This window comes from Synechococcus sp. MIT2312 (assembly GCF_059772315.1).
Genome location: NZ_CM186281.1, coordinates 1,256,715 through 1,273,202, shown reverse-complemented (window position 1 = coordinate 1,273,202; position 16,488 = coordinate 1,256,715). Strand labels below are relative to the sequence as shown.

The 16,488-nt window shown below is 60.7% G+C and carries 16 protein-coding genes and 2 tRNA genes; 8 read left to right on the top strand and 10 right to left on the bottom strand.

The features are described 5' to 3' along the window. Positions 1 to 62: 62 nt before the first annotated feature. The gene (locus AC6EI9_RS07435) at positions 63 to 1,463 is read right to left on the bottom strand and encodes an aldehyde dehydrogenase family protein (RefSeq protein WP_498469841.1); all 1,401 of its coding nucleotides are present in this window, start codon (positions 1,461 to 1,463) and stop codon (positions 63 to 65) included. Positions 1,464 to 1,582: 119 nt separating this feature from the next. On the opposite strand from AC6EI9_RS07435, the gene AC6EI9_RS07430 reads away from it, so the two are divergent. Further along, positions 1,583 to 3,244: an alpha-amylase family protein gene (locus AC6EI9_RS07430; protein ID WP_498469840.1), complete on the top strand. Its 1,662-nt coding sequence runs from the start codon at positions 1,583 to 1,585 to the stop codon at positions 3,242 to 3,244. A gap of 63 nt (positions 3,245 to 3,307) precedes the next feature. Here the strand turns inward: AC6EI9_RS07430 and AC6EI9_RS07425 are convergent, their stop codons facing one another. From AC6EI9_RS07425 to AC6EI9_RS07410, 4 genes are all read right to left on the bottom strand, one after another. Next, the gene (locus tag AC6EI9_RS07425; RefSeq protein ID WP_498469839.1) at positions 3,308 to 4,876 is read right to left on the bottom strand and encodes a glycerol-3-phosphate dehydrogenase/oxidase; all 1,569 of its coding nucleotides are present in this window, start codon (positions 4,874 to 4,876) and stop codon (positions 3,308 to 3,310) included. Continuing rightward, the gene (gene glpK, locus AC6EI9_RS07420; protein WP_498469838.1) at positions 4,869 to 6,374 is read right to left on the bottom strand and encodes a glycerol kinase GlpK; all 1,506 of its coding nucleotides are present in this window, start codon (positions 6,372 to 6,374) and stop codon (positions 4,869 to 4,871) included. Before glpK ends, AC6EI9_RS07425 begins: the two co-directional genes overlap by 8 nt. A 226-nt stretch (positions 6,375 to 6,600) precedes the next feature. After that, positions 6,601 to 6,672, bottom strand: a tRNA-Thr gene (locus AC6EI9_RS07415). Positions 6,673 to 6,682: 10 nt separating this feature from the next. Continuing rightward, positions 6,683 to 6,764, bottom strand: a tRNA-Tyr gene (locus AC6EI9_RS07410). Positions 6,765 to 6,869: 105 nt separating this feature from the next. Here AC6EI9_RS07410 and aroQ point away from each other — a divergent pair. From aroQ to AC6EI9_RS07395, 3 genes are all read left to right on the top strand, one after another. Then, a complete protein-coding gene (gene aroQ / locus AC6EI9_RS07405) occupies positions 6,870 to 7,313 on the top strand; it encodes a type II 3-dehydroquinate dehydratase (RefSeq protein WP_498469837.1) in 444 nt (147 codons plus the stop codon). Continuing rightward, on the top strand, positions 7,310 to 7,936 hold the full coding sequence (locus tag AC6EI9_RS07400; protein ID WP_498469836.1) for a MiaE family protein: 627 nt from the start codon (positions 7,310 to 7,312) through the stop codon (positions 7,934 to 7,936). Before aroQ ends, AC6EI9_RS07400 begins: the two co-directional genes overlap by 4 nt. 169 nt (positions 7,937 to 8,105) lie before the next feature. After that, positions 8,106 to 8,342 carry a hypothetical protein gene (locus tag AC6EI9_RS07395; RefSeq protein ID WP_498469835.1) on the top strand — a complete coding sequence of 79 codons (237 nt, stop codon included), beginning with the start codon at positions 8,106 to 8,108 and terminating at the stop codon, positions 8,340 to 8,342. Positions 8,343 to 8,346: 4 nt separating this feature from the next. Here AC6EI9_RS07395 and AC6EI9_RS07390 read toward each other — a convergent pair whose 3' ends face one another. Further along, positions 8,347 to 8,892: a 1,2-dihydroxy-3-keto-5-methylthiopentene dioxygenase gene (locus AC6EI9_RS07390; protein WP_498469834.1), complete on the bottom strand. Its 546-nt coding sequence runs from the start codon at positions 8,890 to 8,892 to the stop codon at positions 8,347 to 8,349. Between the two features lie 61 nt (positions 8,893 to 8,953). Here AC6EI9_RS07390 and cobI point away from each other — a divergent pair, with 61 nt between their 5' ends. Next, entirely contained in the window at positions 8,954 to 9,745 is a 792-nt protein-coding gene (gene cobI, locus AC6EI9_RS07385; RefSeq protein WP_498469833.1) for a precorrin-2 C(20)-methyltransferase, read from the top strand. Continuing rightward, positions 9,742 to 10,368, top strand: a complete 627-nt coding sequence (locus AC6EI9_RS07380) for a DUF4079 family protein (RefSeq protein WP_498469832.1) — start codon at positions 9,742 to 9,744, stop codon at positions 10,366 to 10,368. Before cobI ends, AC6EI9_RS07380 begins: the two co-directional genes overlap by 4 nt. Before the next feature lie 3 nt (positions 10,369 to 10,371). Here the strand turns inward: AC6EI9_RS07380 and AC6EI9_RS07375 are convergent, their stop codons facing one another. The 3 genes from AC6EI9_RS07375 to AC6EI9_RS07365 are packed head-to-tail and all read right to left on the bottom strand — an operon-like array spanning position 10,372 to position 13,998. Then, entirely contained in the window at positions 10,372 to 12,363 is a 1,992-nt protein-coding gene (locus AC6EI9_RS07375) for a glycosyltransferase family 2 protein (RefSeq protein WP_498469831.1), read from the bottom strand. After that, positions 12,360 to 13,388, bottom strand: coding sequence for a tRNA dihydrouridine synthase DusB (dusB, locus tag AC6EI9_RS07370; protein WP_498469830.1), 1,029 nt, complete (start codon positions 13,386 to 13,388; stop codon positions 12,360 to 12,362). Before dusB ends, AC6EI9_RS07375 begins: the two co-directional genes overlap by 4 nt. Positions 13,389 to 13,416: 28 nt before the next feature. Further along, a complete protein-coding gene (locus tag AC6EI9_RS07365) occupies positions 13,417 to 13,998 on the bottom strand; it encodes a hypothetical protein (protein WP_498469829.1) in 582 nt (193 codons plus the stop codon). An 82-nt stretch (positions 13,999 to 14,080) separates the two neighbouring features. Here AC6EI9_RS07365 and AC6EI9_RS07360 point away from each other — a divergent pair, with 82 nt between their 5' ends. Further along, positions 14,081 to 14,545, top strand: a complete 465-nt coding sequence (locus AC6EI9_RS07360; RefSeq protein ID WP_498469828.1) for a DUF1823 family protein — start codon at positions 14,081 to 14,083, stop codon at positions 14,543 to 14,545. 3 nt (positions 14,546 to 14,548) lie between these two features. Here AC6EI9_RS07360 and AC6EI9_RS07355 read toward each other — a convergent pair whose 3' ends face one another. Continuing rightward, positions 14,549 to 14,932 (bottom strand): L,D-transpeptidase, encoded by a 384-nt coding sequence (locus AC6EI9_RS07355; RefSeq protein WP_498469827.1) that lies wholly within the window; start codon positions 14,930 to 14,932, stop codon positions 14,549 to 14,551. 183 nt (positions 14,933 to 15,115) lie between these two features. Here AC6EI9_RS07355 and der point away from each other — a divergent pair, with 183 nt between their 5' ends. Next, a complete protein-coding gene (gene der, locus AC6EI9_RS07350; RefSeq protein WP_186539558.1) occupies positions 15,116 to 16,483 on the top strand; it encodes a ribosome biogenesis GTPase Der in 1,368 nt (455 codons plus the stop codon). Positions 16,484 to 16,488 lie beyond the last annotated feature (5 nt).

Sequence of the window (16,488 nt, the reverse complement as noted above, 5' to 3'; positions counted from 1 at the left end):
GGCGAAAGATAAGGTGCCTCCCGTTCAGCGCCAGTGCTGTTCTGAACTTGTTGTCGCGTCCTTCAGCTCAAGAGACGACGGAATGTTTCTGGCTTGAGGGTGTAAGGCGGATAGCGCTGAGGCAGATCCAGCCAAAATGGACGCTTCAGAACCGAGCGCTCGTGGGAAAAGGTTCTGAATCCGGCTTCGCCGTGATGGGCTCCCATCCCGCTGGCTCCTACGCCACCAAAGGGCAGATCAGGGACGCCACATTGCATCAACACGTCGTTGAAACACACACCACCGGAGTGGGTGCTGCGTAGGACAAGTCCCTGATCACGATCGTCACCGCCAAACAAATAAAGCGCGAGTGGTTTGTCCTGCTTTTGGATCCTCTGAATGGCTTCATCCAGGTTTTTGATCTCCAGCACGGGCAGCAGCGGTCCAAACAGCTCGTCAGCCATCAGTGGATCCTGTTCGTCTCGAACGGCGATCAACGTCGGTGCAATCCGGCGTCTGATGGGGTCGCACTCCCCACCGAGCAGCACGCGACCCTCATCTTTGGCTTGCTTCAACAAAGCCTCCAGTCGGCCGTAATGACGGTCGTGAATCAGACACGCCAGTGATTCGGATGCGAGTGGATCGCTGCCGTAGAGCTTCAGCCGTTCCTCGGCAATGGCTTGCAGCAGAGGCGTACGCAGATCTGATTGAACAAGCAGATGATCCGGCGCGATACAGGCCTGACCTGCATTGAATCCCTTTCCCCAGACCAGTCTGCGTGCCGTGATGGACAGATCGGCACCAGGCAGCACGATCGCAGGGTTTTTGCCGCCGAGCTCCAGAGTGACGGGCGTGAGATTGGCGGCGGCTCCCTCCAGCACCTTCGCTCCAATCCGCCCACCACCGGTGAAGAAGATGTGGTCGAAACGTTGCTGGACCAGTTGAGCGGCAACAGCTCCATCGCCATTGACGACCTGAACCACATGGTCTGGGAAGTGCTCGGGCACCAGCCTCTCGATGAGCTCGGCTGTTGCTGGGGCATGTTCGGAAGGTTTGATCACGGCGGTGTTGCCAGCTGCAAGAGCGCTGACAAGAGGCCACAGCGTGAGGCTGAAAGGCAGATTCCAGGGACCGATCAGCAGCACGCAACCGAGTGGTTCGCGGATCAGCTCGGCCCGGCCGGGCTGCTGCACAAGCGGCACACGGATTCGGCGTGGACGCATCCAGGTGCGAAGACGCCGATCAGCGAGTTTGAGTTCCTGCAGGAGGGTCACAACCTCGGCCATGGCCTCCAGGTCGGGTTTGGCAAGGTCTTGGCGAAGGGCCTCAAGAATCTCTGGCTCATGTTGTGTCACGAGCTCACGCAGGCGCTGAAGCTGTTCACGACGCCAAGCTTCCGGCCTGGTGGTTCCCTCCAGCACGGGTTGTCGCAGACGGTCCAGGTCGGATTCTGTAAAGGGGCATGCAGCGTTGGCCTGGACCATGACGAGTAGGAGCGTGCTGTCTGTACAGGTCATGCTCGCAGTTTCGTGAGCTCAACCGTTGGCGCAGGGATGACGCTGAGCACGATCGCCATTACACCGTGGTCAGAGGCAACGGCCTGATGAGTCAGCAGCAGCCGTGGTGGAACGGCGCCGTCATCTACCAGCTGATCGTGCGCAGTTACCGCGATGGCAACGGCGATGGGATCGGAGACCTGCAGGGCCTGTCCAGCCGTCTTCCTTACCTGCGTTGGCTGGGGGTGGAAGCCATCTGGCTCACGCCCATCTACCCCTCACCGTTGGATGACGGCGGGTATGACATCACCGACTTCAAGGCGATTCATCCCGATCTGGGCGATCTCGCAGCGTTCCATCGTTTCCTCACGGCCGCGCATGCGCAGGGGCTGAAGGTGGTGATGGATCTGGTGATGAATCACACCAGTACCCTCCATCCCTGGTTTCAGCGCGCTCGCTGGGCAGCCAAGGGCAGCCCTGAGCGTGAGATCTACGTGTGGAGTGATGATCCGCATCGTTATGCGGATGCCCCAGTGCTCTTCCGCCATTTCGAGTCGTCGAACTGGGAATGGGATGAGGTGGCTGGCCAGTACTTCCTCCACCGTTTCCTCCGCCATCAGCCCGATCTCAACTACGCCAATCCCTTTGTCCAGGAGGCGATGTTGGATGTGGTGGATTTCTGGATTGACCGTGGTGTCGATGGCTTCCGCCTGGATGCCGTGCCTTTCCTGTGTGAGGAGGAGGGATCGCGCTGTGAGGGTCTTCCGGAAACCCACGCTTTTCTCCAGCGACTGCGCCAGCGGGTGGATTCCCATGGCCGGGATGTTTTGTTGCTTGGAGAAGCGATCCAGCCCGTTGAAGAAATTGCTCCCTATTTATTAAACGATGAGCTCCACGGCGCCTACAACTTTGCGCTGACTGCTCACCTGTTTGCTGCGATCGCCAGCGGCAGTGTGGAAAATCTGCGCAATTGTCTGGAGGAGGCACAGCAAGTGGTCAGCGGCTGCCGCTGGGCATTGCCTCTGCGTAACCACGATGAGCTGTGGCTGGGTGATGGTCACCTGATCCCGGAGGAGGTGATCCAGACCATCCGTGCCGGCCTGCATCAAGGACAGGGCCATTGGCTCAACTGGGGCATCAACCGTCGCCTGGCGCCGTTGCTCAATGGCGATCCGGGCTCCAACCGCGTTCTTCACGCACTGCTTTACAGCCTGCCGGGGATGCCTTGCCTCTATTACGGCGATGAGCTCGGCATGGGCGATTGGCCCGGATTGCGTGACCGCGATCCCAACCGCACCCCGATGGCCTGGACTCCCGCGCGGAATGGGGGCTTCTCAACCGCACCTGATCCGCTGTTGGTGCTGCCGCCGATCACCGCTCCCGGCTACGACTACCGCGTGGTGAATGTTGAAGTGCAGAAGCAGCTGCCTGGTTCACTGCTGAACTGGCACCGTCGGATGCTCACCTGCAGGCGACTCCTGCCGGCGCTTCGACATGGCAACTTCGAGTTGTTGAAATGTGCTCACCCAGGTGTGATCAGCTACGTGCGCTGTGACGGCAGCATGACGGTGCTGGTGGCGGCCAACCTTTCAGCTGCAGGGGCTTCTCTGCACCTTGACCTCAGCCGTTGGAGCGGTGTGCGCACGCGTGAAGTGTTCTGGGGTTGTGAATATCCCCCTGCTTCAGAGGATTGGTTTGTCTACCTGCCGGCCCATGGATTCAGCTGGTGGCTGATCGGTGAAGTGGAGGACGTGAACGCTGATCAGTGAATTCTGATCAATGAATTCTGATCAATGAAATCTGATCAATGAATTCTGATCAGTGAAATCCGTTTAGTGATTCAGTTCCAGAGGTGCGCTGTTGCCATGGCCGCACTGCTCAAGCAGTTGATTCACCACAGGAGCCAACCGTTGCGCTTCGTCGCGGTCAACCATGGCCAGTCGCGTCCGCCGGGCCAGCACGTCCGTGACACTTCTGGCCTTTTCCGTCTCGATGGCATGCCGCATCTCTCCTGTGCAGATGGGCATCACCGGGCTGAGAGGTTCACGCTCTGCTGTTGACCAGCTGTTCACCAGGGCTTCCGCATTGAGGCCATGACTGCTTTCAAGATGTTCGATCTGTTCCGCTTGCTGCGTCGATTTCGGCAACAGATCCTGGAGGGTGGAGCGTTGTGCAATCAGACGGTTGGGGGTTTGCAGAGGATCGCTGTCTGAGCCGATGAGGGGCAGGTCCTTCGCCGGTGGCAGTGACTGTCCCAACTGCTTCGCAACGGCTGCGAGGGTGTCGAGAGCCATGGGACGGCAGGTGGTCCATTTGCCTCCCATCACGCTCACCAACCCGCTGGGCAGCGTCTCCACCTCGTGCTCGCGAACGACACGGCTGCTGTTCACGTCGGCATCGGCAGGCTTGAGCAGGGGTCTTCCTCCAGCCCAGCAACTGCCGATGTCAATGCTGTTGAGGTCTGGGAACCATCGCTTCACGTAGTCGAGGAGATAGCTCTGCTCCTCATCAGATGGCACAGCTGCCTGCGGCTGGCTGCAGGGCGTGTCGGTGGTCCCGACCAATGTGGCCCCGAAGAAGGGCAGCATGAACAGCACCCGGCCGTCATCGGTGGAGGGCAGCAGCAGGCCGATGCGTTGCGGACAGAGGCGCTGCTTCAGCACCAGATGCACTCCGCGACTGGTCAGCATGCGTTCCTGGCACTCGGGTTCGGCCATGCGCCTCAGCGCATCGGCATGAATGCCGGTGGCGTTGACCACCACGCGGGCTTGCCAGCGCTCTCTCTGGCCATTGGCGTTTTCGCTGATGGCTGCGCACAGCTTGCCGTGGCTGTCTTTCTCCAGCTCCACCACCGGTGTGCGCGTGCGCACGACCGCCCCGTGTTGCTCGGCGCTGAGCGCCATCAACAGGTTCAGCCTGGCGTCGTCAAACTGCCCATCGCTGTAGGCAACCCCACCGCTGACATCGCTGCGCAGCTCGGGCAACGCTTCGTGCAACAGCGCCCGAGACAGCAGCCGGCTGCTGCCGATCCCTGAACGGCCTGAGAGGGCGTCGTACATGCCGAGCCCGAGGCGGTAATAGAGCTGGCCGATCAGCCCCCCTGTGGGCAGAGCCAGTTCAAGGCGGTGGGCAAGAAACGGCGCCTGTTTCAGCCAGTGACCACGCTCCAGCAAAGCTTCTCTCACCAGTCGAAGCTGAGCGGTGTCCGCGGTTTTGAACGCCAGTTCGAGATAGCGAACACCTCCGTGCAAGAGCTTGGTGCTGCGTGAACTGGTGCCGCCACCAAGGTCATGGCCTTCGAGCAGGGCCACCTTGAAACCCCGGCAGACCGCTTCGTAGGCCACGCAGGCTCCACTGGCCCCGCCGCCAATCACCAGAAGGTCGAAGCAGTTGTCAGTCATGCCAGCGCAGGCTCCTTGAGATGGCGTCGCTCCACTGCTTCATCCAATGCTGGCGTTGTTCAGCACTGAGCGAGGGTTCAAACACGTCGGCCTGCTCACCCCGGAGGGATTCCAGATCCTGCAAATTGTTGATCAGTCCTGCCTGAACTCCTGCCAACAGTGCGACGCCACGGGCGGTGCTCTGCAGGTAAGCGGGACGTCTCACCTTCAGCCCCGTGCTGTCGGCCTGGGCCTGCAGCAGTGGATCCGATGCGGCAGCACCACCATCAACGGCCAGTTCGCCGAGTCCACGGCCGATGGACTGCTCCGCCAACTGCACCAGCCCTGCCACCGAGAGTGCAATGCCATCAAGGGCGGCACGGGCGATCTGGCCGCGACCGGTGTCGCGGGTCAATCCGATTAAAAGGCCCCTGGCGCCGGGATCCCAGTGCGGTGTTCCCCAGCCGGTAAAGGCGGGAACAAGCATGACGCCACCTGCATCGGCGACGCTGAGGGCCAGCTGGTTGATCTCTTCCGCTGTCTCGATGATTCCCAGTCCATCCCGCAGCCACTGCACCACTGTGCCGGCGTTGAACAAACTGCCCTCCAGGCAGTAGGTGGGCTGCCCCTGCTCGTCGGTCCAGCCGAGAGTGCTCAGCAAACCAGCATCACTGCGTTGAATGCTGCTGCCTGTATTCACCACCAGAAATGCACCTGTGCCGTAGGTGCATTTGGCTTCGCCTGGTTGAAGGCACAACTGGCCGAGTGTGGCGGCTTGCTGGTCGCCCAGCAGGGCATGGATCGGCACTCCTGCGAAGGGGAGTCCTGATGCGATTGCTCCGAAGTCGCCGCGACAGGGCACCAGCTCCGGCAATGCGCTCAACGGCAGCCCAGCCTGCTCGCAGAATGCGTCCACCCACTCGCGTTGTTTCAGGTCCATTAGCAAGGTGCGACTTGCATTGCTCATGTCGGAGCAGTGCCGCTTTTGTCCGCTGAGGTTCCACAGCAACCAGCTTTCGACGGTGCCGAAGCAGAGATCTTCAGCGGCGGCAGCGCTGGAAGCGCTTGCTTCATGCCGCATCAGCCAGCAAATCTTGCTGGCGCTGAAGTACGGATCGAGGAGCAGGCCGGTGCGAGCTCGCCATTCCTGCTCAAGGCCTTCTTCTTTCCACTGTTGACAGATGTCCGAGGTGCGGCCGTCCTGCCAGACCAAGGCGGGGCCGCAGGGTTGCCCATCGCTGCGTCGCCACAGGATCGTTGTTTCCCTCTGATTGGTGACTCCGCAGGCCACCACAGCGTCCCTCTGGTCTTGACTGATCGCCTTGTCCAAGCGCTCCATCGCCAGGCGCTGGCTATCCCAGATGTCCCTGGGGTTCTGTTCCACCCATCCGTCAGCTGGATAGCTGATGGCTAAGGGAGCGCTGGCGCTTGCAACAGGGAATCCACGCGGGTCAAACAGAGCGGCGCGTGAGCTGCTGGTGCCCTGATCCAGCGCAAGAAGGAGGGGCGTTGCTGCCATAGCCGAGACTTTTTTAAGTGCTAGCGGCACTTATCGGCTGTCGCCACTCGATGTTGAGGTCGCATCGCCAAGGCAGGTTGCTGCTTGGCACGTTTCGGCTATCGACCGCGCTCTTGCCGCCAGGACTGCGGAGCTGAGGCAACTCTGACCTCGAGGAGACGTCCAGAGAGGCAAGCCATCCTTAATTGCCTCTGGAATCAACACCCGGTGCCTGGGTGTTGACTGAAGCCCTTGTCGAGACTTGAACTCGAGACCTCTCCCTTACCAAGGGAGTGCTCTACCGCTGAGCTACAAGGGCTTGTGGTGGATGGGCCGGGTTGGATTTGAACCAACGTAGGCAGAGCCAGCGGATTTACAGTCCGCCCCCATTAACCACTCGGGCACCGACCCGAACCACCCGAAGAACTTACCAGTCGGCCTGGCGATCCCCGCAGCGATCTGTGCCTCTCGTTGGTTCTCGATACGATCGGCTTCTAGAGGAATTCTCGTGAGGCCATGCGCCTGCTGCTCCTGAATGGCCCCAATCTCAACCTGCTGGGGCAACGAGAGCCCGCTGTCTATGGACGGCAGACGCTCGAGCAGATTGAGCAAGACCTCCATCAGCGTGCAACGGCAGCAGGCGTGCAGCTGGACTGTTTTCAAAGCAATTTCGAAGGTGCGCTAGTGGAACGCGTCCATCAGTCCATGGGTGAGGTGGATGGAATTCTCGTGAATGCAGGCGCTTTCACCCACACCTCGATCGCTTTGCGTGACGCTTTGCTGGGAGTGGCCATTCCGTACGTGGAGCTTCATCTCAGCAACACGCATGCCCGCGAGCCCTTCCGGCATCACTCATTTCTGGCCGATCGTGCGGTTGGTGTGGTGAGTGGATTCGGCCCTTTCAGTTACGACCTGGCCTTCGATGGCCTGCTGAATCACCTGCGCAAGGCTGCCGTATGACCATCACCTCGTCGGTGACGAGCATCCGCTGGCTTGCAGCGCCCACCAGTCGTCGCTGGGTTGAACAGGCCATCGCCAGGCCCATGGAGGTGCTGATCGACCATGCCCATTGCGAACGCAAAGCGGCTGGGGCGGCGGTGCAGCTGATGTTCCGCTACCTGTGCGAACCGGGCCTGGGCGAGGCGCTCAGTCCGCTGGCACGGGAAGAGCTCGAACACTTTGAACGGGTGTTGAAGCTGCTCAAGGACCGGGGGCGCTATCTGGAGCCCCTGCGCTCTCCTGGTTACGGGGCATGGCTTGCCAAGCAGGTGCGCCGTGTAGAGCCCGAGCGCATGCTCGATTCTTTTCTGGTTGCAGGTCTGATCGAGGCCAGGAGCCATGAGCGCATGGCACTGCTGGCTGAGCACAGTCCGGATCCAGACCTGCGCTTGCTCTATGGCGATCTGCTGAAGAGCGAAGCCCGCCATTTCGGTCTCTACTGGGTGCTGTCTGCCGACCGCTATCCAAGAGATGAGATCGTGCTTCGACTGAAGGAGCTGGCCGCGGCTGAGGTGGACGCGCTGCGCGGAGAGCTGTCTGCACCGGAAGCTGTGCGCATGCATTCGGTCGGAGTTGACGCCTGATCAACGATTGCCTCGCGACCCCAGATTGAGACGAGGCTTCTCAGGTGGTCAGGAGTGGCGCCGGCACCAGGCGCAGGAAGTTCGTAACCGGAGTCCAAAAGAAGTCTGAAGAGACACGCCATGGAGTCTGGGTCACTTCTAGGATTGACCCAGTCACTTTGCGACGTCGATGCCCGACCCTGTGATCGCTGTTGCTGATTCGCTTCAGGCCCTGCGTAATGGCACCACTGACGAACAATGGGATGGTCTCAAATCCAACCCCCTGGTTCGTGATCTGATCGGACGTTGCGCCGACCTGGAGGCCGCGATGCTGCTGGACGATCAGACATTGGTGGCTGAAGTGCCCACCAGCCGGATCACATCGTTGAAATCTGCCGTCGACGCTCGGCTTTTGCTGGCAGCCTGAGTGTTTAAGGGGCACGGAGTCGGGGGTAGCGCTCGGCGATTGTGTCTCCAGTGAATTCAGCGACCCAGCCGTTGGGATTGTTGAAAAACCTCAGCGTGCAGAAATAAGGCGTTTCGCCCATGTCAAACCAGTGCGGTGTTCCGGCAGGAACGCTGATCCAGTCGTTTGTTTCACAGAGCACCTGCACAACTTCATCGCCGATGTGCAGGCAGAACAGACCGCAACCTTCCACAAAGAACCGCACTTCGTCCTCTGCGTGGACGTGCTCTTTCAGAAACTTGCGGCGCAGGGAGACGCGATCCGGATGATCAGGAAGCACCCTGATGGCATCAACGCTCGGGTAATGACCCCGAGCCTGTGTTCGTTCGATTTCGCTTTTGTAGCTCTCCAGGATCTGCGCGGGTGAGGCGTGGCGATCCGGCCGATGATGTGCTGCCCAGCGTTCGAAGCCAATGCCTCGTCGCTTAAGCACATCCTGGATCCGCCTGCCTTCCTGGGTCTTCAGCAGGATGGTATTGGACCGTGCTGAATACAGCGTCAGTTCGCTCATGGGTCAGAAGCAATCCTGAAGCAGTGCATCGAGGCTCCCGCCACCCTGTTCAGCATGCTGGATGGCTGGTTGGCTTGCATTGCCGTTGTCCATCACGTCCGAGTGTTCCCCAGATCAGCTGGTGCTGGTGGGCGTAGGTCCAGGGGATCCTGAGCTGCTCACCGTGGCTGCAGTTCGAGCTTTGGAGGCTGCTGATGTTGTTGCCCATCCCATCGCGAATGAGGGGGCTGAGGGCATGGCCCTGGCGATTGCATCCCGCTGGATTCGGCCTGATCAGCGTTGTCTGCCTTTGTTGTTCCCCATGGTGACTGAATCTCAGCCACGAATCGCAGCCTGGAGGCAGGCTGCTGATGTGTTGGCTGCAGAGGTCAGATCCGGCCACCGGGTGGTGCTGCTGTGCGAAGGGGACGTCTCACTGTTTGCAACCGGGAGTTACGTGCAACTGGCTCTGCGGCGTCATCACCCTGATGTGCCATTCGCCTTGATTCCAGGCATCACGTCGGTGAGTGCCGCAGCGGCGGCTGCGGCCAAAGACTCTCTCGATCTCCCTTTGGCGTTTCAGCAGGAGGGCTTGCTCATCCGCCCCTGTCCGGAAACGAATGCCGAGTTGATCGCCTTGCTGCAGAGTGCTCGCAAGACCTCCACGGTGCTGGGTTTGATCAAGCTGGGGCAGCGCTGGTCTTGGGTGCGAGCAGCTCTGGAGCAGGAACAGCTGCTTGATCGGGCCCTCTTTGCGCAACGGGTTGGTTGGCCGGATCAGTGGGTGGCATCGGCTCAGGCGGTGCCCGACGATGCGCGGCCTTACTTCTCAATGCTGCTGATCCGTCAGCAATGGCCTGAGGTGTTGCCTTGATCGCCGCTTTGCAACCGTTGACACCCCTGCAATGGCTTGCGCTGGTGCATCCGGTGTTGATCATTCTGTTTGTGTATCCGGTGATCGGCGCCACGATCCGCCTTGGAATTCTGGCCAGGGAGCGCCGTCTGGAGATCAACCCAATCGCTGCAACAGTGCCTGTTGAACATGTTGATCACGGCCGTTGGGCGACGGCTGGTCTGCTCCTGGCTGTGCTGTTTGCTTTGAGTCACGACCTGGCTACCGCCGGCGCAGGCTTCAGCAGCTGGGTCGTGGTCATCCTTCAGGCGTGCGGCGTTGTGCTGTCGTTCTTGGCTCTGCTGCGCACCCGACGACTGGCCCTGAGGCTGCTGTTCTCCTGGAGCTGTTGGCTGTTTCTGCTGCTGATCACGATTCAGCCCTCGCTGGTGAGTGAGCGTGCGCTGTTGGCTCCAGCCGTCTGGCAGTCGCACACCTGGGGCGGATTGTTGCTGCTTGCTTTTCTGCTGCTGACCATGGCCTGTCAGAGAGAGATCGCCGGGCGCCTGTGGATGCGGCGTCTGCATGTGTCTGTCAATCTTCTCGTGGCCCTTTTGCTGGCCACTCAGGCCATCACAGGGACACGTGATCTCTGGCTTGGCTGAGTGTCACTGCGGCGGGGTCTGTGGCATCAGGCAGCGGTGGAACGGGCGTCGTGACGGAACGATGAACAAACGGCTGATCAGGGCCATCAATGCTCGCCATTCCGGCGGTGCCTGACGGGCCGGCCAGCAGTCCGGCCGGCAGAACAGCCAGAGGATGAGCTGTTGTCGAGTCTGGTCGCTGAGATCCTGCCAGCGAAGCGCCAGTCGATTGCCTTGAGTGCGTTCCCTAGCCACTGGCAGTGGCGACAGGTCGTCTGTCCAGCGAAGCCGCTTGATCTTCAGCTCCGCTGGCGTTGACGTGGCCAGCTCCAGCTCAACGCCGCTTTCGCTGAGTGCCGTGATTCGACAGGCTCGCCGCTCCCCGTCGCTGTCTTCCAGCTCTGCTGGCAAGCAAGCGGCCTGCCATGGGGCGGGGTCGCGTGCGGGTGGATCCCAGCAGGCGCGCAGTGCAATCCAGAGGCTGAGCAGGTTGATCACCGCCCAGGTCAGGCCAAGCGGCCGCGAGTCGAGGATCTCGCTTTCCAGTGATGTTGCCGTCACCAGTCCAACCAGGTTGACGAGGTTCAGCAGCAGCAGTGCCAGCAGGGGGAGAACCAGAACGAGGCTGAAGCTGCCCCGATTGCGTTTCTGGTGTTTTGGCGTCACGCGAAACCCACCGATGTGTCCCATCAGATTGGTGAACACCGTCAGCGTCAGCGGCACCGTCAGCACCCAGCCGGTGAGTTCGCTCAACAAGGCTGTGCGGGAGCCGCGGTTGATCCAGCCGATGCTGAGCAGAAGTGTGGCCCAGAGCGGCAACAGCAGCCGGAGAGCTTCACTGCTGCTGATCAGTATGGGAACGGTGCCAAGCAGGCCGTAGCTGAGTGGCATCATCATCAGCACCAGCCGGGGCATGTTGTTGAACCAGTGCACAACGCCTTCGAGGTAGGCCATTCGCTCCCCGAAACGAAGCGTGCCTGGGCCCAGTGGTCCATCGGGCAGTCGCAGGCTTTGCAGCGTTCCATTGGCCCAGCGCTGGCGCTGACGCACAAAGTCGGCCATGGTTTCCGCTGCCAGGCCTGCACTGAGCTTCTGTTGGAGATACAGCAATTTCCAGCCCTTGCGCCGTAGCCGTAGCCCCGTCATGAAATCCTCGGAGATCGCCTGTTCCTTGAATCCTCCGACTGAATCAATGGCGCTGCGTCGAGCCAGAAAAGCGGTGCCGGCGCAAACCACTGCCCCCCAGCCATCGCGGACGGGTTCGATCCATCGATAGAAGCTCTCTTCGTCGGGCAATAACCAACGCTCCATGCCCAGGTTGCGCATCACTGGATCGGCATTGATGAAGGTTTGCGGGGTCTGAAGCAGCCCAACCGATGGGTCCTGGAGAAAGCCGATGCAGCACTCGAGAAAGTCTCTCTGCGGAATGAAATCAGCGTCGAACACGGCCAGCAGTTCTCCGCTGCAGTGCTGGAGGCCGTCATTGAGATTGCCGGCTTTGGCATGAGTTCGAATCGGTCGATGGCGGTAATGGCATCCGTGCTTCAGGGCCAGTTCTCTGACTTCGTCACGGCCGCTGTCATCCAGCACCCACACGCAACGGTTCGGATAATTCTGATGACAACAGGCAATCAGGCTGCGTTCCAGCACCTCAAGCGGTTCGCCGTAGGTGGGCACAAGAATGTCCACCACCGGTCGCCAGTCGCTGCTCTGCCATTCTTTTTTCAGTTGGTGCATCGTGCCTCGACGGTCGGGGAAGCGACGCCAGGCCAGCCATAGCGGCAACAAGCCCGACAGCAGCAGCCAGGCTTCCGCTGTCAACAACAACAGGCTCAGTGCTGTGCTCAGGTCCGTGCTCAGGTTGAGGCTGCTGCTGATTCGCCAGTGCAGATACCTGGCCGTCAGCAGGCTGATCAGCACAATCAGGCTGCGTCGCTTCCAGATGGGGCTCTGCTGCTCAGGCTGTTTTCTCAACCAAAGGGGCCACAGCAGCAGCATCAGTGGCAGCCAGTTCAAGCCAACTGCTCCTGCTGCTGTTGAAGCAGTGTCAGTGCCTGACCAGGGGTGGGCGCACGCATCAGTTTCTGGCGGAACTGCGATGCACCGGTGAATCCTGTGCAGGTCCAGCTCATGTGTTTCCGCGCGATCAGCAGGCCGTGATCTCCGCGCGAGTCAACGAGGGCCTGCAGTTGTTCAGATGCCAGCAGCAGGCGTTCCCGCGGACCTGGAGTGGGCGGAATGGCGCGACCGGTCAGCGCTGCATCGATCTGACCAACCAGCCAGGGCGCTCCCATGGTGCCTCTCCCCACCATCACCCCATCGGCACCGGTCTTGTCGAGGCAGCGCAAGGCGGCGTCAGGGCTGTTGACGTCGCCGTTGGCGATCACCGGAATGCTGAGTGACTGCTTGACCGATGCAATCGCTTCCCAATCCGCGGACCCGCTGAAGCGTTGTTCCCGCGTCCGACCGTGCACGGTCAGCAGTGTGGCGCCCGCATCCTCCAGCTGTCTGCACCAGGCCACTGCCGCGTGATGGGAGCCTTCGATTTGCTCTTGATTGCACCAACCCAGGCGCGTCTTCACCGTGACAGGCACGCCGACGGCTGAAGCCACGGATTCCACAATTCGGCAGGCCAGATCGGGATCGCGGATCAGACCGCTGCCGCCGCCTTTGCGGGCGATTTTGCGGACGGGACAGCCCATGTTGATGTCGATCAGGAAGGCACCGGCGTCCTCAGCTCGTCGGGCTGCATCGGCCATCGCCTCGGGTCTGTGATCGAACAGCTGAACGCCGATGGGGCCCGTTTCCTCGCTCAGCTCCTCGACTTTGCCTCTGCCGTGGCCGAGCTCAAGACTCGTGGCGTTCACCATTTCCGTGAACAGCAGCGCATCCGGCGCCCAGCGTCTCACCAGAGCCCGAAAAATTCTGTCGCTGACTCCTGCAAGCGGAGACTGCAACACGTTGCAGCTCAGAACGCGCTCAACGCTGTTTCCACTCAGCTGCAGACCCCTCACCATCGGGATTGGATTGAGTTCAGGCATCCTCGCGAACTGCTGGTTTCAAGCGGTTTCATGCCGCGGACTCATCCAGTCCGAGCCGGGTACGGGTCTCGCGAACCTGGGCTTCGATGGCGTTGCGTAGCCAGGCCTGGTTGGACCAGTCTTCGCACAGAGCCAGCCGCTCCACTTCCTGCATCAGATCCAGCGGCAGCTGAAGGTTCACGGTCTGAATGCTGTGGGGACTTGCCAGTCCCCCCTGATGGGGTGCGTCGAGATGCAGAACTTGCACTTTCAGGACCTGAAGCCGGGTGCCGGTCCGAGGCTGCCGGTGTCGCACCTGACGCACTGTCAAGCGCACCGGACAACCAGCACGAATCCTTTGCAGACCTCTGTTGCCGAGAGGAGCGTCACGACGGTCGGCGAACACCGGTGTGCTGATGCCGGTCTTGCCGCTGTAGCTGAAGCACACCCTGCCTTGCCCATCCCAGGGAGGGCGAGATGATTCGCCCCTTTCCGAGCTTTTGAGCAGACGTCGCCGATCGCGTCTGGCCGTTGCCATGACCTCGTGGGGAAGTCGAAAAATCAGACGCTGCAGGCGTGCATCACCAAGAAGCGACGTCTTCGGTTCCAGGACTGTGTCGAAGACGTACATGGCTCCGAAACTAATAGAGGTTCTGCAGGGGGTGTCGTGTCATCCCTTTCGCCTCAGCGGCTGTCGATGACAGCATGCGGCGATGTCCTCACACTCCTGGAGCCTGAGCCGGGCCCTACTCGTGGCGATCCTTGAAGATCGCCTCAGCGACCGATTTGTGGCGTCGCTGGTCTGGGAGCGATTGGGCTATCTCCCTAATAAGGATGGCGCAGGGCCATGGCTGGCAGGCCCCGCAACGCCCGCTGCCTGGGGAGAGGCCTTCCCGGAAGCTCCCCAGGTGATTGCTGTGCGGCCCGCCTCGGTGCGTCTGACCCGGTCGATTCCCAAGCAATCCAAACAGCTGCTGAAGCAACAGCTGCAGTTCGGCGGCTATCGAATCAATGAGCTCTATCCCAGGCGCACTCGCCGCGCCATGGCGGTGAACTGGTTGCTGGCCTGGTTGGTCTCAGCTGGTGAGCTGCTGCCAGAGGAAGGGGCACTGCCGCCCCTGCTCGATGCTCCGGCGGATCCGGTGCGGGGGCACCCCGGCGATCCGCCGGTGGAATGAGCCTCACACCTGAATGACCACCTTGGTGCCCTTGAGCGTGTTTTCAAACAGCCAGCGAGCCTGATGCGTCGGCATCCGTACACAGCCATGACTGCGGGGAACGCCGAAGGCCTGGCCGGCGTCTTCCTGCCAGGGAGCTCCGTGCATGCAGATCATCTCGTTGGCGGTGATGCACATCGCATAGGGCACGCCGGGTGCGACATAGCCACGGCCGCGCATGGTCACGGAGCGGTATTTGGTCAGCACCTTGGCTTCCCCGGTGGGGGTTGGCGTGGATGCCTTGCCGGTGCTTACGGGGATGACCCGCACAATCTCCTGGTTCTCGTCGTAGACGGTGAGCTGTTGATCCGAGAGGTCCACCACCAGGGTGGCGATCAGTTCGAGCATGATGGTGTGACAGCGGGTTCACTGATCCATCGCTAGCTGTCTCACCTGAGTCTTGTTGGTCTCACTCGGAAAGAATTCCCATTCCTGTTGGCGAAATGAAAAGTTGAGCGGCTTCCGTTTCGGGTCCTGATCTCGCAGGCAGGTGCCTCTGTACTGTCAAGACTGTTCTTGCTGTGGACCTTCTTGGCGCGTCCCGTCGTCGCGATCATCGGGCGCCCCAACGTTGGGAAATCCACGCTGGTCAATCGTCTCTGCCGGAGTCGAGAGGCGATCGTCCACGACCAGCCAGGTGTGACTCGTGATCGCACCTATCAGGATGGTTACTGGGGGGATCGCGAATTCAAGGTGGTCGACACCGGCGGACTGGTGTTCGATGACGACAGCGAGTTTCTGCCTGAAATCCGTGAGCAGGCTGCGCTGGCTCTCGAGGAGGCCAGTGTCGCTGTGGTGATTGTTGATGGTCAGCAGGGCCTCACGGCATCGGATGAGGCCATCGCGGAGTTCCTGCGCGGTCAGCGTTGTCCGACGCTGCTCGCGGTGAACAAGTGCGAGTCACCTGATCAAGGTCTGGCCATGGCTGCTGAGTTCTGGAGCCTTGGCCTGGGAGAGCCCTACCCCATTTCCGCAATCCACGGGGCTGGCACGGCAGAGGTTCTGGATCGGGTGCTCACATTCCTGCCTCCGAAAGATCAAGAGGGTGATCAGGAAGAGCCGATTCAGATGGCCATCATCGGTCGTCCCAACGTGGGTAAATCCAGCCTTCTGAATGCCATTTGCGGTGAACAGAGGGCCATCGTGAGTCCGATTCGGGGCACCACGCGCGACACGATCGACACCAGCATCGTGCGTGAAAACCGTCCCTGGCGCCTGGTGGACACCGCTGGGATTCGCCGGCGCCGCAGCGTCAATTACGGGCCTGAATTCTTCGGAATCAATCGCAGTTTCAAGGCGATTGAACGCAGTGATGTGTGCGTGCTGGTGATTGATGCACTGGACGGTGTGACCGAGCAGGATCAACGCCTTGCCGGTCGCATCGAAGAAGACGGTCGGGCCTGCGTGGTTGTTGTCAATAAATGGGATGCCGTGGAGAAGGACAGCCACACCATGACGGCCATGGAAAAAGAGCTGCGTTCCAAGCTGTATTTCCTCGACTGGGCCCCGATGCTGTTCACCTCGGCACTCACCGGCCAGCGTGTTGACAGCATTTTCGCTCTGGCTGTTCTGGCTGTGGAGCAGCACCGTCGTCGTGTCAGCACGTCTGTGGTCAACGAAGTGCTGAAGGAGGCCCTCAGCTGGAGAAGCCCGCCGACAACAAGAGGCGGACGTCAGGGCCGTTTGTACTACGGCACCCAGGTGGCGACCAGGCCACCGAGTTTCACTCTGTTTGTGAATGACCCCAAGCTGTTCGGTGACACCTATCGGCGCTATGTCGAACGTCAGATCCGGGAAGGACTTGGATTTGATGGCACTCCCTTGAAGTTGTTCTGGCGAGGGAAGCAGCAGCGTGATGCCGAAAAGGATCTGGCCAGGCAGCAGAACCATCAGGGCTGAGCAGC

Bases quoted from the DNA above. Each gene is read 5' to 3' on its own strand.
- AC6EI9_RS07435 (WP_498469841.1), bottom strand. From the start codon at position 1,463: ATGGTCCAGGCCAACGCTGCATGCCCCTTTACAGAATCCGACCTGGAC.
- AC6EI9_RS07430 (WP_498469840.1), top strand. From the start codon at position 1,583: ATGAGTCAGCAGCAGCCGTGGTGGAACGGCGCCGTCATCTACCAGCTG.
- AC6EI9_RS07425 (WP_498469839.1), bottom strand. From the start codon at position 4,876: ATGACTGACAACTGCTTCGACCTTCTGGTGATTGGCGGCGGGGCCAGT.
- glpK (WP_498469838.1), bottom strand. From the start codon at position 6,374: ATGGCAGCAACGCCCCTCCTTCTTGCGCTGGATCAGGGCACCAGCAGC.
- aroQ (WP_498469837.1), top strand. From the start codon at position 6,870: ATGCGCCTGCTGCTCCTGAATGGCCCCAATCTCAACCTGCTGGGGCAA.
- AC6EI9_RS07400 (WP_498469836.1), top strand. From the start codon at position 7,310: ATGACCATCACCTCGTCGGTGACGAGCATCCGCTGGCTTGCAGCGCCC.
- AC6EI9_RS07395 (WP_498469835.1), top strand. From the start codon at position 8,106: ATGCCCGACCCTGTGATCGCTGTTGCTGATTCGCTTCAGGCCCTGCGT.
- AC6EI9_RS07390 (WP_498469834.1), bottom strand. From the start codon at position 8,892: ATGAGCGAACTGACGCTGTATTCAGCACGGTCCAATACCATCCTGCTG.
- cobI (WP_498469833.1), top strand. From the start codon at position 8,954: ATGGCTGGTTGGCTTGCATTGCCGTTGTCCATCACGTCCGAGTGTTCC.
- dusB (WP_498469830.1), bottom strand. From the start codon at position 13,388: ATGCCTGAACTCAATCCAATCCCGATGGTGAGGGGTCTGCAGCTGAGT.
- AC6EI9_RS07365 (WP_498469829.1), bottom strand. From the start codon at position 13,998: ATGTACGTCTTCGACACAGTCCTGGAACCGAAGACGTCGCTTCTTGGT.
- AC6EI9_RS07360 (WP_498469828.1), top strand. From the start codon at position 14,081: ATGTCCTCACACTCCTGGAGCCTGAGCCGGGCCCTACTCGTGGCGATC.
- AC6EI9_RS07355 (WP_498469827.1), bottom strand. From the start codon at position 14,932: ATGCTCGAACTGATCGCCACCCTGGTGGTGGACCTCTCGGATCAACAG.